This window comes from Microvirga yunnanensis (genome assembly GCF_025460875.1).
The window spans coordinates 1-17476 of the sequence record NZ_JAMXFI010000040.1; the positions used below are offsets into that span (position 1 = coordinate 1).

A 17476-nucleotide genomic window follows, 5' to 3' on the forward strand; every position below is an offset into this window, starting at 1 on the left:
GGTTTGCTCAAATCGGGGCTCAACGGACATCGGTTGGTCTCCAGCGTGAGTGGATACAGCAACCTCACTCTGCCAGAGAGTGGACCGCTATCCACCCCCATAGGATCTGTAGTGCTAGTCGGCAGCGCCATAACGATTGCGGTCGCAATCCTGGGCTTCGCGGCAATCGCGCAGCAGACGGGCTCGGACGGCAATCAGCCGCCCGCCGCAACGCCGCCGTCACCGGCACCTCCCGCAAACGGATCACAGCCGCAGGTCGACGAATCCGCTTTGCGCTATTTTGCATCGCAGGGCGACACTCGCCGCGTGAATGCGGAAATCGCACGGTTGCGGGCGCTCTATCCCAACTGGTCTCCCCCGAGTGACCTATCGCAGCTCTCGGGCAATCCCGGGGCCGCGGCACCCGACCCGCTCATCGAGCGGCTGTGGAACCTCTATCGCGAAGACCGGATCGCCGAGGTCCGCGCTGCCATCGCCGAGCGTCAGACCTCCGATTCGAACTGGAAGCCCCCCGAGGAGCTGATCGCCGCTCTCGAGACGGTCGAGGCGCGCCGCCGCCTGACCAATGCGTCGGACACGGGCCAGTGGCGCACGGTTCTGCAGGTCGCCACGGAAGCGCCCAGTCTTCTCACCTGCGTCAATGTGGACGTGCTCTGGCGAGTGGCGGAAGCTTTCGCCCGAACCGACCAGGTGAACAGGACGAGGGACGTCTACACCTATCTCCTGCAGAATTGCGCCAATCCGGGCGAACGCCTGGCCACCCTGCAGAAGGCCCTGACCCTGCTTCCCGAGGCCCAGGTGGCCGCTCTGCTCCAGTTCGAGCGCAAGACCGGGGAGGCACCGGACGATTTCAGCTCCATCCGCGACGAACTGGCCCGTCGCCGTGTCGAGCGAGCCTCCCTCGACAGCAAGATGACAGCCTCGGCCGAGGACCTCGCCGTGGTGGAGAGGCTGATCCAGAATTCGAGCGATGCCGGCCCTGTGCTGATCCTCGGGTGGTACAATTACCACCACGGCAACCCCGCGCGTGCCCTGGAACTGTTCAAGACGGCCCTTGGCCGGAACGGCGGAACCAAGGCGGCGGAAGGCTATGCCATGACGCTGCGGGCCCTTGAGCGGATCTCGGATGCGGAAGCCTTCGCCTATGAATGGCGGGAGCGCGCGCCCGAGAACATGAAGATCTATCTCGACGTGGCCACGGCTCTCCTCAGCCAGGATCCGCCTCCACGCCTCGAACCGCAGGTGCTTGCACGGATCGTCCCGGTCGTCACGGCGCAGCGCTTCCCCGACGCGGCCCAGTCCCTGGGCTGGTATTCCTACAACACCCAGCAGATCCGCACGGCGCGGGACTGGTTCCGGACGGCCCTGACCTGGAAGGCCGACGACGAGCCCTCCGCCTATGGATTGGCCCTTACGACCCAGCGTCTCAACGACCGGGCGGGCTTCAACGCCGTGGTCGCTCAATGGCGGAGCCGCTCGCAGCGGATCGCGGACCTTGCGGACGGGATCGGCACACCCGGACGACAGCCTGCCGCCACGCCCGTGGTCGCTGCACCCATTCCGATGGCGCAGCCTGGCGAGACCACTCTGCCGACCGTTCAGCCCCGGCCGGCGTTGCGTCAGGTGACGGTCGAACAGGTCGAGACCGAGCAGACCTTCGCCCGGACCGAAGTCAATGTCCGACGCCGGCAGACCCAGGCCCGCTCAGCCCTCGGGCGCAACTGCGCCATGACGCGCAATCCCGCCGGGCTGACCGGCGACAGCGCCCTCAGCGGCTGGTGCCTCATGGAGATCAACCGACCCATGGAGGCCGTAGCCGCCTTCGATCAGGCCCTCTCCACCGGCAGCAGCCGCACCCGCGAGGAGGCTGCCTACGGCAAGTCCCTCGCATACCTGCGCAAGAACCTGACGTCCGAAGCGGCCATCGCTGCCGCCGAGGCCCCGCAGACGCGGGAGCGCCGCGCTGAACTCGGCGCCTCGATCCTGACGCAGCGGGCGTTGGCGGCCTACCGTGACGGTCGTTATGTGGAAACCCTCCTCGCCCTGAGCGAGCGGGCCCGGATCGTTCCGGAACAGAACGATCTTCTGCTCATTCGAGGCTGGTCCTATCTCAAGCTCGGTCGCTACGACGACGCGGAGAAGGTTTTCCGTGCCGTTCAGCAAACGGGCTATTCCGAGGAAGCTGCCGCCGGACTGAATGCCATCGCCGAAGTGACCGGCCAGATGCGCTATTAGAGCATCGGACGGGCCCAGAGGGCCGCGCCAGTGAAAAGTGGATCCGGTTTTCGCTGGCGCGGCCCGCTGGGTCCGTTCTGACCGATGCTCTCATTCAAGAAGAATGCATCGGATGGATCCCAAAAGTGCAAGTCCACTTTTGGGTCCGATGCTTTAGAGGGTTAGGCGCAGGCGGTTGTCTGGCCGAGGTTTGCGCCTATCTAACGGTCGAATGGGCTCTCGGCCCCCTCATCCTTCCCTCATCGATCCGAATCCATGGCGAACCCGCAGATCATCCTGTTCGACGTATGTGGCACCGCGTGTGCCCTGGACCGGACCGCTGCACGCGAGTTCCTGCCGCTGCCGCACCTGTGGCGCCCACCGGTCCTGCCTCGCCCGGTGGCCGGATTCTTCAACCTGGGCGGCCATGCGGTTCCCGTACTCCACCTTGGCGTCCTGTTCGGACTTCAGCCCGTTGACGATGGCCAAGAGGCGGATCTTTATCGACATCTGATCCTGATCGACCGGCTCGGTGCATCCGGGGGAACGGCGCTCCTCGTCGATCGGGTTCTCGATGTGGCCAGCGTGGATACGTCCCAGTTCTCACCCGTCCGGGAAGAAGGCTCCCTCAACGGCTGCGTCGAGGCGGAGGTCATGTGGGATGGGCGCCTCGTCCATCTGCTTTCGGTCGATCGCATCCTCCTTGCCGAGGAGCAGCAGGTTCTGGCGGAGCTCGGACGCCAGGCCCAGAACCGGCTCGCGCAATGGGTGGTTCCGGCCTGATGGCCGCACGCGCTTCTGCCGTCCCGCCGATCGATGCCGGCTTTCCTGAACTGAAAAGCCGTATCATCGAGCGCACGGGGCATTTCTACTACCAGGACAAGGACGAGCTGCTCTGGGAGCGCGTCCGCAAGCGCCTGCGCGCCACGGGGCTCCCCGATTCAGGTCAGTATCTGAACCTCCTGGACGATGCCATCTCCGGCTCTGCCGAATGGGCCAAGCTGGAAATCGAGATCACCATCGGGGAAACCTTCTTCTTCCGCTACGCGGAACAGTTTGCGGCCCTGCGCGAGACGATCCTGCCCGAGATCATCGGGAGGAAAACCGCCACGCGGCGGCTGAGGATCTGGAGCGCTGGCTGCTCGACCGGGGCGGAACCCTATTCCCTTGCCATCCTCGTCAACGAGATTCTCGGCGAGAACCTTGGGACCTGGCGTGTCAGTATCGTCGGCACGGACATCAACGACAGCTTCCTCACCCTGGCCAGGCAGGCGAAGTTCGGCAAATGGGCGCTTCGGTCGATGCCGGCTCCCGAGCGGGAACGCTACTTCCTGGACGCCGGAAAGGACCAGTGGCAGGTGCGGCCTGAATTCCGCTCCCTGGTCCGGTTCGAAAAGCACAATCTGCTGAGCCTTCTCGACGGCACCTCGCCCCTGGAACTGACCGATTTCGACCTGATCCTCTGCCGCAATGTCCTGATCTACTTTCATCCGGATACCGTGATCCGGGTCGTCGAAGCCCTGCGCGACCGCCTCTCTGAGGAAGGTTGGATGCTGCTGGGTCACGCGGAGCCGAATCCGTCGTTCTCGGTCATGATGCAGGCCCTGAATCTGCCCGGGACGGTGGCCTACCGGCCCCGCTCAGGCGACACGCCTCCGTCGCCGTCTGCGTCCGAGCCGGTTCTGAAGGATTGGGTGCCGCTCCTCCCGGCTCCGAAACCCGCCGAACAGCCGAAACGGCAGCCCCCGCCACGCCCCGTCCCAACGCCATCGACACACCCAGCACCACCTGCGGTCCCGGCCCCGGGAGCCCTGCTGGACGAGATCCGAGCCCTGGCCGACGGCGGTGCCTTCGCGGCAGCCGATGCCCTGTGCAGGCAAACCCTCGCCTCTCAGCCCCTGAACGCTGCCCTCCACTTCTATCAGGGTCTCGTCCTGCAGGCGCTGAGACGACCCGATGCGGCCGAGAAGAGCTTTCTTAAATGCATCTACCTCGCTAAAAGCTTTGCCATGGCTCACTACCATCTCGGACTGCTGCTGCTCGCGGAGGGGCGATCCGATCCCGCCCGGCGTGCCCTGACCAATGCCGCCCGCATCGCGGCGGCGATGCCCGATGATCGGCGGCTCGAGGAGGCGGACGGCCTCACCGCTCTGGAGCTGCGGAATCTGGTCCGCACCCATCTCGACGCGGCAAGGCCGCCCAGGCCCCGGAGATGAGCATGGCGAGATCGGTGCGTCGCAAGCTGAGGCAGATCGAACGGGCCCGGGTCCGAACCGTTGAGGAGCGCACGCAGCAGATCTTGGACGAGCGGACGGAACGTCTTGCGGCCCGACGGGACGCCGCGGATGCCCAGACGGAAGCTTTCCACCGCGTCCTGCTCTGCGGCGCGGGCCGGGAACTCTTCGGTCTTCCGATCGATGCCGTAGCGGAGGTTCTGCCGCCCCAAAACTGCATGCCCGCTCCTGACGGACCGCCGGCTCTGTTCGGCTTGTTCGGGCGGAGCGGCAGGCTCGTGAGCGTGATCGATCTCGGCCTGGCGCTAGGCCTTGAACAAGCCTCCCCGGATCACGAGAACCATCATTTCGTCCTGCTGCGTCGGGAACACCCGCAAGTCGCCCTCCGGGTCGAGCGGGCCCATGCCGTGGCGGACGTTCTTCCCCTAATGGGAGAGGAGGCTGCAAGCTTCCGCAACGACGCCGTCACCGGGTACGGAAAGGTCCGGTCCGGGGATGCAGATCGTGAGGAAACGCTCTCTCTTCTCGATCTCGAGGGCCTTTTGCGCCCCTTCCTGCCTACAGCTTCTGTTCCTGGAGTCTAACGTGACGATCTCGATCGCCAACCGCATTCTTCTCGGCTTCGCCGTCATCGTCGCGCTGATGGTCGGCCTCGGCATCTATGCCATCAATCAGCTCGACGACGTCCGACAATCGACGGAGACGATCGTGACACGCGATCTCGCCGTGATGCGTCAGATCGAAGATCTCGGCGATCTTCAGAACAACATGCGTGGACTGCGAGAGGAAATCCTCTCCCGCTTCTACCTGCGCTCCCTCGGACAGCAGCAGGCCGCCGGGGACGATCTGGCGCGCTCCTGGGAGCAGCAGGCCGCCGCGACCGAAGCCTCCATGGCGCAGGCGCTTGCGACCGTGAGCGATTTCGCTGCGCGCTCGATCACCTCCCAGAGAGCGGAAGCCTGGCGTCGCATCACCGAGATCCTCAACCGCGCCAGCGGAGACCTGCGCCAGCTCCGCTCATCGACGGAGAGGCAGTTCGCAGCGGAGCAGAGCAATGATCTCGCAGGGGTGGCGGCGACTCAGAACGCTCTGAACGCCAGTCGCGAGTCCTGGAACAGAAACCTGGTCCAGGCCCGCAGCGTGCTGGGCGAAGCGATCACGATCGGACAGAGGCGGATTGGTGAAGTCTACGAGCAGAGCCGGATGTCCATCATCCTGGCCGTGGCGGGCGCGGCCCTTCTCAGCATCCTCATCACCTACGCCCTGCGCTCGTCCATCACAGGTCCGCTCGGCGCGTTCATGAACTTCGTCGAGCGGGTTGGGCGCGGCGAACTGGGCGGCCAGATGGCCGTCACAGGCAAGGACGAGATCGGACATCTCGGCGCAACCCTCAACGGCATGGTCGAGGGCCTGCGCCAGCTCGCCCAGCAGAGCCGTGAGGCGACAGAGAACCTGAACGCGGCCGCTGCGGAGATCCGAGCCTCGACCCAGGAGCAGGCCGCCTCCGTCGAAGAGCAGTTGGCAGCCGTTCAGGAAACCGCCGCGACCGTGGACGAGATCACGCATTCGGGCACCCAGATCGGCAAGCGTGCGCAGGAGGTCATCGCATCCGCGCAGGCTGCTGCGCAGACCAGCATCTCAGGATTGCAGGCCGTGGAGGAAACCGCACGTGCAATGGATGCCATCCGCGAGCAGGCGGAGGCTGTGGCGGAAAACATCGTTGCCTTGAGCGAGAAGACGCAGGCGGTCGGCGAGATCATCGCATCGGTCAATGACATTTCCGAACGCACGCATCTTCTCGCCCTCAATGCAGCCATCGAGGCTGCTGCAGCGGGAGAGAACGGCCGCAGCTTCGCAGTGGTGGCGTCTGAGATGAAGACGCTTGCCGATCAGGCCAAGGACGCGACCCTGCAGGTGCGCTCGATTCTGGGCGACATTCAGCGCGGCATCAACTCGTCCGTCATGCTCACGGAGGAGGCGGTTAAGCGCGTTGCGGCCGGCAAGGAGCGGACGGACATCACCCAGCAAACCATTACTGGAATCTCCGGCCAGATCCAGGAGAGCGTCCAGACCTTCCAGCAGATCATCGCCTCGACGAACCAGCAGCAACTCGGCATCGAACAGGTGATGGGGGCTCTCCAGAACATCCGCCAGGCCAGCCAGCAGACCGCCGCCGGCACCCGCCAGCTCGACACGGCGGCCGCCAACCTGTCCAGCCTTGCGCAGCAACTGCTCGGCCTCGCCGAGCGCTACCGTCTGTAACCGGCCGAGCGATGGCGAGGCCCGTATCGTGACGGATATCCGCAAGCAGCTGCTGGCAGCCTTCGAAGTGGAGCACCGCGAGCATCTTCAGGCGATCCGGAGATCCCTCGACCACATGGGCGGCGGGGAGATCGACCTGACGGATGTCTTCCGCCGGGCGCAAGCCTCAAGGGCGCCGCCCGCGCCGTCGACCTGCCGGCCGTGGAGGAGGTCGCCCACCAACTTGAAGCGCTCTTCTCCCACGTGCTCGACGGGCAGCAATCCCTGGACGAACCGACCGTCGCGACGGTGCGGCAGAACCTCGATCTCATCGAGGACCTCGTTGCGGACGTCCTCAAGCCGGAGCCGACACGACCTCTGTCGGCTCCGGGGCCGAAACCGGCACCACCCGGAGCCGACTCGAGAGCTCCTGCGACAGACACCGCCGATGCCGGGTCAGGATCTTATCTTCGCGTCGGCGCCGAACAGATGGAGGAACTCTCCGATTCCATGCACCAGCTTCTGTCAGAGCTACAAGCCGATGCGGGAATCGACGACGCGTTGCGGCAGATCGAACTGGAGATCCGCGGCCTGAGGAGAAGCTGGGATCACCTTCACGCACAGGTGAACGCCCTGCCATCTCCTATGGGGCAGAGCCGCAGCAAACCATCATTCCTCCCACGCCTGCGCGATTTCGATCAAGATCTGAAAGCGTTATTTCGCAAGGTGTCTGCGCTTTCGCGCGACAGGCGGCAATCCAGCTGGTCGATCGAACAGGCCGCCCGTCAGGTCCGCGACAATATCGACCGGGTCTCCCTGGTCTCGGCGGAGACGGTCTTCGGCGGATTCGGCCATATGGTGCGCGAGATCGCGCGCAAGGCCGGCCGGGATGTGAACGTGCGCAGCATCGGCCTCGACGTCCAAGTGGACCGGCAGGTGCTTCAGGCCCTCAAGGATCCCGTGATGCACCTCCTGCGCAATGCGGTGAGCCACGGGGCCGAGCCGCCCGACGAGCGAAGAGCCGCAGGTAAGGCGGAACGGGCCGAGGTGACCCTGGAACTCGCCTCCCGTGGCGGACGGCTCGCCATCAGCATCCGTGACGACGGACGCGGCCCGGATCTCCGTCGGATTGAGCGGGTCGCGGTCGATCGCGGGCTGCTCCAAGCCCGCGATCCAGGCCAACCTCCTCCCATGATCGACCAGTTGCTGTCCCTCGTCTTCACGCCTGGCTTCTCGACTGCGGACGAAGTCGATCGGTTGTCAGGCCGGGGGATCGGTCTCTCCGTCGTTGCGGAGGCTGTCCGAAAGCTGCAGGGTTCCGTTCTCCTCAGGCCGCGCTATCCCCATGGAACGGAGGTTCTGCTGAACGTGCCCCTCACGGCAGCGCGCCAGCCTCTTCTCCTCTTGGAAGCCGAGGGGCGGATGTTCGGCCTGCCCTCCCATGCGGTGGAGCGCCTCCTGCGGCTGCCCGCCAATGCGCTGGAAAGTGTGGAGGGCCGCCCCACGGCGCGAATCGAGATCGGGGGGCAGGACGTTGTCGTTCCAGTCGTCACCCTGGCCGCCCTGACAGGATCCCCGAATGCCCCCCTCCCCTCCGAGGCAGGACACGTGAAGGCCGTGCTCGTCCGCCATGGTTCGCGCACCTGCGCGCTCGCCGTCAATGCCTTCCACGATGTCCGTACGATGCTGGTCAGCGATGTCCAGGCGATCGGGCTGTCCGAACTGGTCTCAGGCACCACGTTTCTTGACGATGAGCTGCCGGCTCTCGTCCTGAGCCCGGACAGGTTGGTCGAGCACTGGATCCGCAACGAGAGCAGGCTTGCCGCGGGCGGTCTGGGGATCGCCCACCGGGCTCCCGAGGAGGAGCGCCGGGCAAGGACCATTCTCGTGGTCGACGATTCCATCACGACGCGCACCCTTGAGAAGAGTATCCTGGAAGCTCAGGGCTATGAGGTTCTCCTCAGCGTTGACGGAATCGATGCCCTTCACGTGCTGCGCTCGGGTGAGGCCATGATCGATCTCGTGATCGCCGATGTGGAAATGCCCCGCATGGACGGGTTCGGTCTGCTGCAGGCGATCAAGAACGATCCGCGGTTCTCCACCCTTCCCGTAATCCTCATGACGTCGCGCGCGGACCCCGAAGACGTCCGCAGGGGTCTCGATCTGGGCGCGAGCGCCTATATTACCAAGCAGAAGTTCGATCAGCGCGAGCTTTTGGCGACGATCGGGCAGGTATTGTGAGTGTCAGGCGATGAGTATGGCGCCTCCTTCGCGGATCCGGGTGATGGTTGTCGAGGATTCCCTCGTCGTCCGGCAGCTGCTCGTCCATATCATCGCCAGCGATCCTCGCCTCGTGGTCGCCGCTGCCGTCGGCTCCGCCGAGGAGGCGCTGCGGGAAATCGGACGCGTGCAGCCTGACGTTGTATCGATGGATATCCGCCTTCCGGGGATGGATGGGCTGGAGGCAACGCGCCGGATCATGTCGGAGCACCCGACGCCGATCGTCGTCATCGCCGACAGCATCGAGGATTCCTCCCTCAAGATCTCGATGAACGCGCTCCGGGCCGGCGCACTCACGGTCGTGGAGAAGCCTGTCGGTCTTTCGAGCGACGGCTATGCCGGAATTGCCAGCACCATCTGCACCCAGCTTTACATCATGAGCCAGGTGCCTGTGGTCCGGCAGCGCTCGTTCGCACCCTGGCGGGAGAGGAGCACCGCCTCCGCTCCCGGGCGCGATCCCGAATGGAGTGCGATGCGCCCGAGCATCATGGGGATCGCCGCCTCCACAGGCGGTCCGCCCGCTCTTGCCAAAGTCCTGGGTGCTCTCCCTGAGGACTTTCCACTGCCGATCCTCCTCGTCCAGCACATGGGGGCTCCGTTCATGGAGGGCTTCGCCTCCTGGCTGAACGGGCTGATGCCTCTGAAAGTCCGCTTGGCGCAGGACCAGGAGATCCCGACGGCCGGCCATGTCTATGTGGCCCCCGGCGACCGCCATCTGCTGCTGTCTCCTGCCGGCACCCTGAGGGTGAGCGTCGAGCCGCCTCTCGGCAATCAGCGGCCGTCCGCCACCATGCTGTTCCGGTCGATGGCGAGATCGGCAGGCCGACGGGGGCTCGGGGTCATTCTCACCGGCATGGGTGAAGACGGCGCGCAGGGCCTCGTCGAGTTGCGTCAGGCGGGAGGCTATGGGCTGGCGGAGGATGAGAGCACCGCCGTCGTCTATGGCATGCCGGCCGCTGCGGCCCGGATGGGCGGCGCCAATGTGAGCCTGCCCCTCGACCTGATCGCCCCCCGGATTCTAAGGCTCGCGCGAGGACAGGGCGAATGAGCACGGGATCCCTTGCGCAGGCCGCCGCGATCCTCCTGGTGGAGGATTCCGAGACTCAAGCCCTGCAGCTGCGCCACATGCTCGAGACGAACGGCTTCAGCGTGTCCTGGCGTTCCACGGCCGAAGCAGCCCTCGACAGTCTGAACGAGAAGCTGCCCGACCTCGTCATCGCCGATTATCATCTGCCCGGCATGAATGGGGACGAGTTGACCCGCCAGATGCGCCTCAACGTGCGCACGCGGGCGATTCCTGTGATCATGCTGACCGAAGCGCGGGAACGGGGCGTCGAGCGTCAAGGCCTGGAAAGCGGGGCGGATGCCTACATCTCGAAATCCGCCGAGCAGGAGTTGATCATCCTGCGGATCAAGGCATTGCTGCGCCGGCGCTCATCCCCCCTGAGCGATGCCAGAGACGAGCGGGAATCGCCGAGCTTCGGCACCTTTCGCCGGGCTTGCATCCTGATCATCGACGACAGCCTGACACAGCGGACCTACCTTCAGAACATGCTGGCCCATGAAGGTTATGCCGTGACTCCGGCCACGGAGCCGGCCGAGACCCTCCGTCTGGTTCGCGCGCCGAATGCCACATGGGACTGCATTCTGGTCAATCTGCTGAGCCCAGGCTTCGATGGGGTCGAATTGTGCCGTCAGCTCAACCTCTATCGCGGTCTCGCGCCGCTTCCGGGCACGGATGCACCGAGCTTTGCCATTGTCGGCTTAGGCAATGAAGAGGGCGGGGATCTGCTTGCGCGTGCCTTTGCGGCCGGCGTGGACGATATCGTTCCCTCGACGGTGGAAGCCGATGTGATGCGGGTGCGCATCCGCGCGCTCGTCCGGCGCAAACTGATGCAGGACGAGAATTGGCGGATCGAGGCGGAGCTAAGCGAGCGGGAGCTGGCTCTCGCAAAGGCGCGGGCGGAGGCCGCCTCGGCGGAAGCGCTGGCCAAAGCCAACAGTGAGCTTGCCGAAGCCAACGATCTCCTGAAAGGCACCCAGGCACAGCTGGTTCAGGCCGCCAAGATGGCCTCCCTCGGGGAACTGGTGGCGGGAATCGCCCATGAGATCAACAATCCGCTTGCCTTCATTCAGGCGCATCAGGGAACCGTCGAGAGGCTTCTTGCCGAGATCGCCGCGAAACTCCCTCCAGAGGCAGGACTGGAGCGGCAGGTGCAGAAGTCGCGCGATCGGGTAGCCGCGATGAAGCTCGGCCTTGCCCGCATCCAGGAGCTCGTGCTCAATTTAAGACGATTTTCCCGCCTGGATGAGGGCGACTTCCAGACCGTCAATGTTCCGGAGTCCATCGAGACCGTCCTGGCCCTCCTGGGGCACAAGCTTGGCACCCGGATCGACGTGCGGCGCCATTACGATGCCGTCCCCGACCTGTATTGCTCGCCGGCTCTTCTGAACCAGGTCGTCATGAACATCGTCGGCAATGCTGCCGATGCGATCAAGGGAACCGGCGGCATAGACATTGAAACTGAGAGCAACGAGACAACCTATACCATCAAGATCAGCGATACGGGGCCGGGCATTCCGGGGGAATTGCGGGAGCGCATCTTCGAACCGTTCTTCACCACCAAGCCCGTCGGGTCTGGAACTGGACTCGGCCTGGCGATCGCATATAGCGTCGTTCAGGCCCACAAAGGGTCGATTGCGGTGGATTCTGGCTCCCTGGGAGGCGCCCGCTTCACGATCACGATCCCGAGGCATACTGTTTGATGACCTTGCCGAGCGAGATGACTTCAACCCATGGCACGATTCTGGTCGTCGACGACGAGCCGGACATCCTGATCGCGCTCGAAGATCTGTTCGAGAACGACTACCGGGTCCTGACGGCCTCGTCGCCGGTCCAGGCGCTCGACATCATCCGGCAGGAGCCTGACATCGCCATCATTATCTCGGATCAGCGTATGCCCGAGATGCAGGGTGACGAGTTCCTGGCCAAGGCCCGGCACGAGACCGATGCGGATGCGATCCTTCTCACCGGCTATGCGGATCTCAAAGCGGTGATCGGTGCGGTGAACAAGGGTCGAATCATGGCTTATGTTCCAAAGCCCTGGGATCCAGCCGCCCTCTCGAACATGGTCGCTGCGGCCTACCAGCGGCGCGTGCTGGCCCGCAAGCTCGATACGGAGCGCGCACTCCTGCGCGGGCTGATGGAAAGCACCGGCGACCTCATCTCGTTCAAGGATCTGGACGGGCGTTTCGTCCGCCTCAACGCCAGCAAGGCACGAAGCCTCGGCTGCCATTCGGAAGACTGCCTAGGGCGCAAGGAGCGGGACTACGTGGCACCGGAACGGGCCACGATGATCGAGGAGGCGGAGCGGCGAGCGATCGCAGCACGAATTCCCGATGAAGTGATCGAGGAGCGGATTGCTCCCGACGGTACGACGCAATGGTTCCTGATCAATCACATCCCGATCCTCGACGAGGCGGGACATGTGACCAATCTCGCGACCATCGAGCGCGACGTCACCGAGCGCAAGCTGATGGAGATGCGTTTGCGGCAGGCGGACAAGATGCAGGCCCTGGGAACGCTTGCCGGCGGCGTCGCGCACGATTTCAACAACCTCCTGATGGCCGTCCTCGGCAGTCTGGATCTCGCCTCGCGCCGTGCACCCGACGACCCCCGGCTGACCCGCCTGCTGCAGAATGCCACCTATGCGGCGGAGCGCGGCGCCTCCCTGACCCAGCGGCTGCTCAGCTTCAGCCGCCAGCGCGACCTGCGGTTGCAGACCGTGGACGTGAACCAAGTCATCACCGGCATGAACGACTTGCTGACGCGAACCCTCGGCGGCGTCATCCGGATCGAGCGGCGCCTTCAAGACGGTCTGTGGACCGCCATGGTCGATCCGGATCAACTCGAACTCGCGATTCTCAACCTGTGCATCAACGCCCGTGATGCCATGGCTGAAAACGGGGTTCTTACGCTCTCGACCCGCAACGAGACATTGGACGAAGGACGGATCCCCGAATTGAGCGGAGGCGAGTATGTGGTGATCTCCGTCACGGACACCGGAAGCGGGATTCCACCGGAGGTGCTGACCAGGGTGCTCGAGCCGTTCTTCACCACCAAGGAGGTCGGCAAAGGAACAGGTCTCGGTCTCCCGATGGTCTATGGACTGGCCCAGCAATCCGGCGGCACCGTCACGATTCGAAGCACGGTCGGAGAAGGGACGACCGTCGAGCTTTTCCTGTCCCGGGCGGTTGTCGAGCCTGAGGAGGGAGCCCGCGAGGAAGAAGCTGTTGCGGCGGATTCCCCTAGGGTGCGCATCCTGCTCGTCGATGACGATGCGGAAGTAAGAACCGTGACTGCCGCCTATTTGACCGAATTGGGACACCGTGTCGTTGAGGCCGCCGACGGATCATCGGCCCTCGACATCCTCAAGGCGGACAATCGGCTCGACCTCCTCATCGCCGATTTCGCAATGCCCGGCATGACCGGAACCGACTTGGCCGATCAGGCACGCGGGATTCGGCCCGACTTGGGCATCCTGCTCGTGACCGGGTATGCCGATCCCAAACGGCTTCCGGAGAGCTATCTGCGGCTCCACAAGCCCTTCAGCCGCGCCGACTTGGCGCTGAAGGTGGCCGAAGCGGCCCGTCTGGGGCGGGATGGAAGCGCAACAGCCTGAGGGATGCTCGGGCGGATTGTGCAAAGTCGCTCTTGAGCCAATTCGACCGAAAACAGACCAAAATCGCGGAAATTTGACGCTCTGGCGTTCGATTCCGGCTGCCGTCACGGCAGAAAATGGTTAATTTTCTTTAAAAGTTATCCATTGTTGCATGGACAGATTGACATTATCGGGGCTTCGCACCTTAACTCCGTCACAGAACGGCCACGAGTAGAGCCGTCTCAGAGGACTAGGTAATGAAAAAATCAGCCCTTTTCGCAGCCATCTGCGTTCCGGCCTTCTTGGCCGGCGCTCCGCTGGCCGCCAAAACCCTCGTCTACTGCTCCGAGGGCAGCCCGGAAAACTTCTATCCCGGCATCAACACCACCGGCACGTCGTTCGACGTGAACGAGCACATCTACGACAACATCGTGGATTTCGAGCGCGGCGGCACCCAGGTGGTTCCCGGCCTCGCCGAGAAATGGGACATTTCGGCTGACGGCACGGTCTACACCTTCCACCTGCGCAAGAACGCGAAGTTCCATTCCAACAAGAACTTCAAGCCGACCCGCAACCTGAACGCCGACGACATCGTGTTCATGATCGAGCGTCAGTGGAAGGAAGACAATCCTTACTTCAAGGTCACGAGCCCGAACCATTCCTACTTCACCGACATGGGCATGCCGTCCCTGCTGAAGTCGGTGGAGAAGGTCGACGACTACACCGTCCGCATCACGCTCAACCGGCCTGAGGCCCCCTTCCTGTCGAACCTGGCCATGCAGTGGGCCGGCGTCCAGTCGAAGGAATACGCCGACGCCATGATGAAGGCCGGCACTCCGGAGAAGATCGACCAAGAGCCGATCGGCTCGGGCCCGTTCTATCTGGTCCAGTACCAGAAGGATGCCATCGTCCGCTTCAAGGCCTTCCCGGAATATTGGGGCGGCAAGGCGAAGCTCGACGATCTCGTGTTCGCGATCACCCCGGACGCCTCCGTCCGCTGGGCGAAGCTCCAGAAGGGCGAATGCCACGTCATGCCGTATCCGAACCCGGCTGACCTCGAGGCCATGAAGAAGGATCCGAACGTCACGGTCATGGAGCAGGCCGGCCTCAACATCGGCTACCTCGCTTACCAGACCACGAAGAAGCCGTTCGACGATGTTCGCGTCCGCAAGGCCTTCAACATGGCCATGAACAAGAAGGCGATCGTCGACGCTGTGTTCCTCGGCTCGGGCGTTCCCGCCACGAACCCGATCCCGCCTTCCATGTGGTCGTACAACAAGTCCATCAAGGACGACGAGTACAACCCTGAAGCGGCCAAGAAGCTCCTGGCCGAAGCTGGCTATCCCAACGGTCTCGAGACCGATCTCTGGGCCATGCCGGTTCAGCGCCCCTACAACCCGAATGCGCGCCGCATCGCCGAGCTCATGCAGGCCGACCTCGCCAAGATCGGCGTGAAGGCCGAGATCAAGAGCTTCGAATGGGGCGAGTACCGCAAGCGGGCCCAGGCCGGCGAGCACCAGATGGCTCAGCTCGGCTGGACCGGCGACAACGGCGACCCGGACAACTTCCTGCACACCCTGCTCGGCTGCGCCTCGGCCCAGAGCGCTTCGGGTTCGAACATCGCCAAGTGGTGCTACAAGCCGTTCGACGATCTCGTCACGAAGGCGAAGGTCGTGACCAACCAGGCCGAGCGCACCAAGCTCTACGAAGAAGCTCAGAAGATCTTCAAGGAGCAGGCTCCCTGGTTCACGATCGCTCACGCCGTGCAGCTGAAGCCGGTCCGCAAGGAAGTCGTGGATTTCAAGCTCTCGCCGTTCGGCCGCCACACCTTCTACGGCGTGGACCTCAAAGGCAAGTAAGCTAATCCCTTCAACCCTATGGCGGAGCGGCTTCTCGAGCCGCTCCGCCTTTTTACGTTCAGACGATGCTCAGATTCATTTTGACCCGCGTCAGCCTGATCATTCCGACCTTCATCGGGATCACGCTGCTGGCCTTCTTCCTGATCCGCCTGGTGCCGGGCGACCCGATCGAAACACTCGCCGGCGAGCGCGGCATCGACCCCGCCCGCCACGAACAGCTCCGTAAGGAATACGGCTTCGACAAGCCGATCATCGTTCAGTACGGTATCTATCTCACGCGTGTCCTGCAGGGCGATCTCGGCAAGTCGATGATCACGCAGGAACCCGTCATCAACGAGTTTTCGTCCCTGTTTCCGGCAACCGTCGAGCTGGCGCTCTGCGCCATCATCTTCGCTCTCGTGTTCGGTCTGCCGGCAGGCATCATCGCGGCCATCCGACGAAATTCGATCTTCGATCACGGGGTGATGGGCATCTCGCTGACCGGCTATTCCATGCCGATCTTCTGGTGGGGCCTCATCCTCATCCTCGTGTTCTCGGTGCAGTTCGACCTGACGCCCGTCTCGGGCCGGATCGACGTCCTCTATTACATCGAGCCGATCACGGGCTTCCTGCTGATCGACACGCTGCTCTCCGACGAGCCGGAGGCCTTCTGGTCGGCGGTGAACCACCTGATCCTGCCCACCATCGTCCTCGGCACCGTCCCCCTGGCCGTGATCGCCCGCATGACCCGCTCGGCCATGCTGGAGGTGCTCGGCGAAGACTACATCCGCACCGCCAAGGCCAAGGGCCTCCCGCGGCTCCGGATCGTGGCTCTGCATGCCCTGCGCAACGCCCTCATTCCGGTCGTGACGGTGATCGGCCTGCAGGTGGGCGTGCTGTTTACCGGCGCTATCCTGACGGAAACCATCTTTTCCTGGCCCGGGGTCGGCAAATGGCTCATCGATGCCATCTTCCGGCGCGATTATCCGGTGCTGCAGGGCGGCGCCCTTCTGCTCGGCGTTGTCGTCATGAGCGTGAATCTTCTCGTCGACCTTGCCTACGGGCTCATCAATCCTCGCATCAGGCATACGCGATGACCACTGAAACCATGGAAGCCCCGGCCGTCGCCGCTCCCACGGCCACCCCTCCCCACCCTCTCCGCGAGTTCTGGAGCTACTTCAGCGCCAATCACGGGGCCGTCGCCGGCCTCGTGGTGATCGTCGCTGTCGTGCTCGTGGCGCTCCTCGCCGACGTGCTCGCGCCTCACTCGCCGTACCTTACGGACACATCCATCGCCCTGAAGCCTCCGTTCTGGCAGGAGGGCGGCTCGCTGACCTATCCGCTCGGGACGGACCCCATCGGCCGGGACATTCTCTCGCGCATGATCTACGGGGCGCGGCTGTCCCTCCTCATCGGCATCGTGGTGGTGGCGGTCTCCATCGTCCTGGGAACGGTGCTCGGCCTCGTGGCGGGCTTCTTCCGGGGCCTGACCGAGATCTTCATCATGCGCCTGATGGACATCGTCCTCACCCTGCCGAGCCTCCTGCTCGCCATCGTGATCGTGGCGGTGCTGGGTCCGGGCCTGATGAACGCCATGCTGGCGGTGGCCCTGGTGATCCTGCCGCATTACGTGCGTCTGGCCCGTGCGGCGGTGATCACCGAGACTTCGAAGGACTATGTGACGGCAGCCCGCGTCAGCGGCGCGGGAACGTTGCGCCTGATGTCAAGGAGGTGCTGCCGAACTGTACCGCTCCGCTGATCGTGCAGGCGTCGCTCGGCATCTCGACCGCCATTCTGGACGCGGCGGCGCTCGGGTTTCTCGGCCTTGGCGCGCAGCCCCCGTCTCCGGAATGGGGAACCATGCTGGCGGATGCCCGCGAATTCGTGCTCCGCGCCTGGTGGGTCGTGACCTTCCCGGGACTGGCCATCCTCATCACGGTGCTTGCCTTCAATCTTCTGGGCGACGGGTTGCGCGACGCCCTGGATCCGAAACTGAAAAGGTCCTGAT

Annotated in this window: 11 protein-coding genes and 1 pseudogene; all 12 read left to right on the forward strand. The window is 64.2% G+C overall.

Annotated features, from left to right (window positions below; all coding sequences use genetic code 11):
* The first annotated feature begins 111 nt into the window (after positions 1 to 111).
* The 12 genes and pseudogenes from NF876_RS19775 to NF876_RS19830 all read left to right on the forward strand — a co-directional run bounded on the left by NF876_RS19775 (position 112) and on the right by NF876_RS19830 (position 17475).
* Positions 112 to 2235: a tetratricopeptide repeat protein gene (locus tag NF876_RS19775; RefSeq protein ID WP_262270361.1), complete on the forward strand. Its 2124-nt coding sequence runs from the start codon at positions 112 to 114 to the stop codon at positions 2233 to 2235.
* Positions 2236 to 2490: 255 nt separating this feature from the next.
* Positions 2491 to 2997, forward strand: a complete 507-nt coding sequence (locus tag NF876_RS19780; RefSeq protein ID WP_262270362.1) for a chemotaxis protein CheW — start codon at positions 2491 to 2493, stop codon at positions 2995 to 2997.
* Positions 2997 to 4430 (forward strand): CheR family methyltransferase, encoded by a 1434-nt coding sequence (locus NF876_RS19785; RefSeq protein WP_262270363.1) that lies wholly within the window; start codon positions 2997 to 2999, stop codon positions 4428 to 4430. Before NF876_RS19780 ends, NF876_RS19785 begins: the two co-directional genes overlap by 1 nt.
* A gap of 2 nt (positions 4431 to 4432) precedes the next feature.
* Positions 4433 to 5032 carry a chemotaxis protein CheW gene (locus NF876_RS19790; protein ID WP_262270364.1) on the forward strand — a complete coding sequence of 200 codons (600 nt, stop codon included), beginning with the start codon at positions 4433 to 4435 and terminating at the stop codon, positions 5030 to 5032.
* A gap of 1 nt (position 5033) precedes the next feature.
* Positions 5034 to 6710, forward strand: coding sequence for a methyl-accepting chemotaxis protein (locus NF876_RS19795; protein WP_262270365.1), 1677 nt, complete (start codon positions 5034 to 5036; stop codon positions 6708 to 6710).
* A 201-nt stretch (positions 6711 to 6911) separates the two neighbouring features.
* Entirely contained in the window at positions 6912 to 8930 is a 2019-nt protein-coding gene (locus NF876_RS19800; protein WP_315975055.1) for a hybrid sensor histidine kinase/response regulator, read from the forward strand.
* Positions 8931 to 8940: 10 nt separating this feature from the next.
* Complete coding sequence (gene cheB / locus NF876_RS19805) at positions 8941 to 10017, forward strand: chemotaxis-specific protein-glutamate methyltransferase CheB (RefSeq protein ID WP_262270366.1); 1077 nt, start codon at positions 8941 to 8943, stop codon at positions 10015 to 10017.
* A complete protein-coding gene (locus NF876_RS19810) occupies positions 10014 to 11735 on the forward strand; it encodes a response regulator (RefSeq protein ID WP_262270367.1) in 1722 nt (573 codons plus the stop codon). The genes cheB and NF876_RS19810 overlap by 4 nt, the downstream gene beginning before the upstream one ends.
* A gap of 17 nt (positions 11736 to 11752) precedes the next feature.
* Positions 11753 to 13651, forward strand: a complete 1899-nt coding sequence (locus NF876_RS19815) for a response regulator (protein WP_262270368.1) — start codon at positions 11753 to 11755, stop codon at positions 13649 to 13651.
* A 236-nt stretch (positions 13652 to 13887) separates the two neighbouring features.
* Positions 13888 to 15489, forward strand: a complete 1602-nt coding sequence (locus NF876_RS19820) for an ABC transporter substrate-binding protein (protein ID WP_262270369.1) — start codon at positions 13888 to 13890, stop codon at positions 15487 to 15489.
* A 65-nt stretch (positions 15490 to 15554) separates the two neighbouring features.
* Complete coding sequence (locus NF876_RS19825) at positions 15555 to 16565, forward strand: ABC transporter permease subunit (RefSeq protein ID WP_173949440.1); 1011 nt, start codon at positions 15555 to 15557, stop codon at positions 16563 to 16565.
* Positions 16562 to 17475 (forward strand): annotated as a pseudogene (locus NF876_RS19830) (ABC transporter permease subunit). Before NF876_RS19825 ends, NF876_RS19830 begins: the two are co-directional and overlap by 4 nt.
* Position 17476 lies beyond the last annotated feature (1 nt).

Excerpts from the sequence above, each read along its gene's own strand:
- NF876_RS19780 (WP_262270362.1), top strand. The coding sequence starts at position 2,491 with ATGGCGAACCCGCAGATCATCCTGTTCGACGTATGTGGCACCGCGTGT.
- NF876_RS19785 (WP_262270363.1), top strand. The coding sequence starts at position 2,997 with ATGGCCGCACGCGCTTCTGCCGTCCCGCCGATCGATGCCGGCTTTCCT.
- NF876_RS19790 (WP_262270364.1), top strand. The coding sequence starts at position 4,433 with ATGGCGAGATCGGTGCGTCGCAAGCTGAGGCAGATCGAACGGGCCCGG.
- cheB (WP_262270366.1), top strand. The coding sequence starts at position 8,941 with ATGAGTATGGCGCCTCCTTCGCGGATCCGGGTGATGGTTGTCGAGGAT.
- NF876_RS19810 (WP_262270367.1), top strand. The coding sequence starts at position 10,014 with ATGAGCACGGGATCCCTTGCGCAGGCCGCCGCGATCCTCCTGGTGGAG.
- NF876_RS19815 (WP_262270368.1), top strand. The coding sequence starts at position 11,753 with ATGACTTCAACCCATGGCACGATTCTGGTCGTCGACGACGAGCCGGAC.
- NF876_RS19820 (WP_262270369.1), top strand. The coding sequence starts at position 13,888 with ATGAAAAAATCAGCCCTTTTCGCAGCCATCTGCGTTCCGGCCTTCTTG.
- NF876_RS19825 (WP_173949440.1), top strand. The coding sequence starts at position 15,555 with ATGCTCAGATTCATTTTGACCCGCGTCAGCCTGATCATTCCGACCTTC.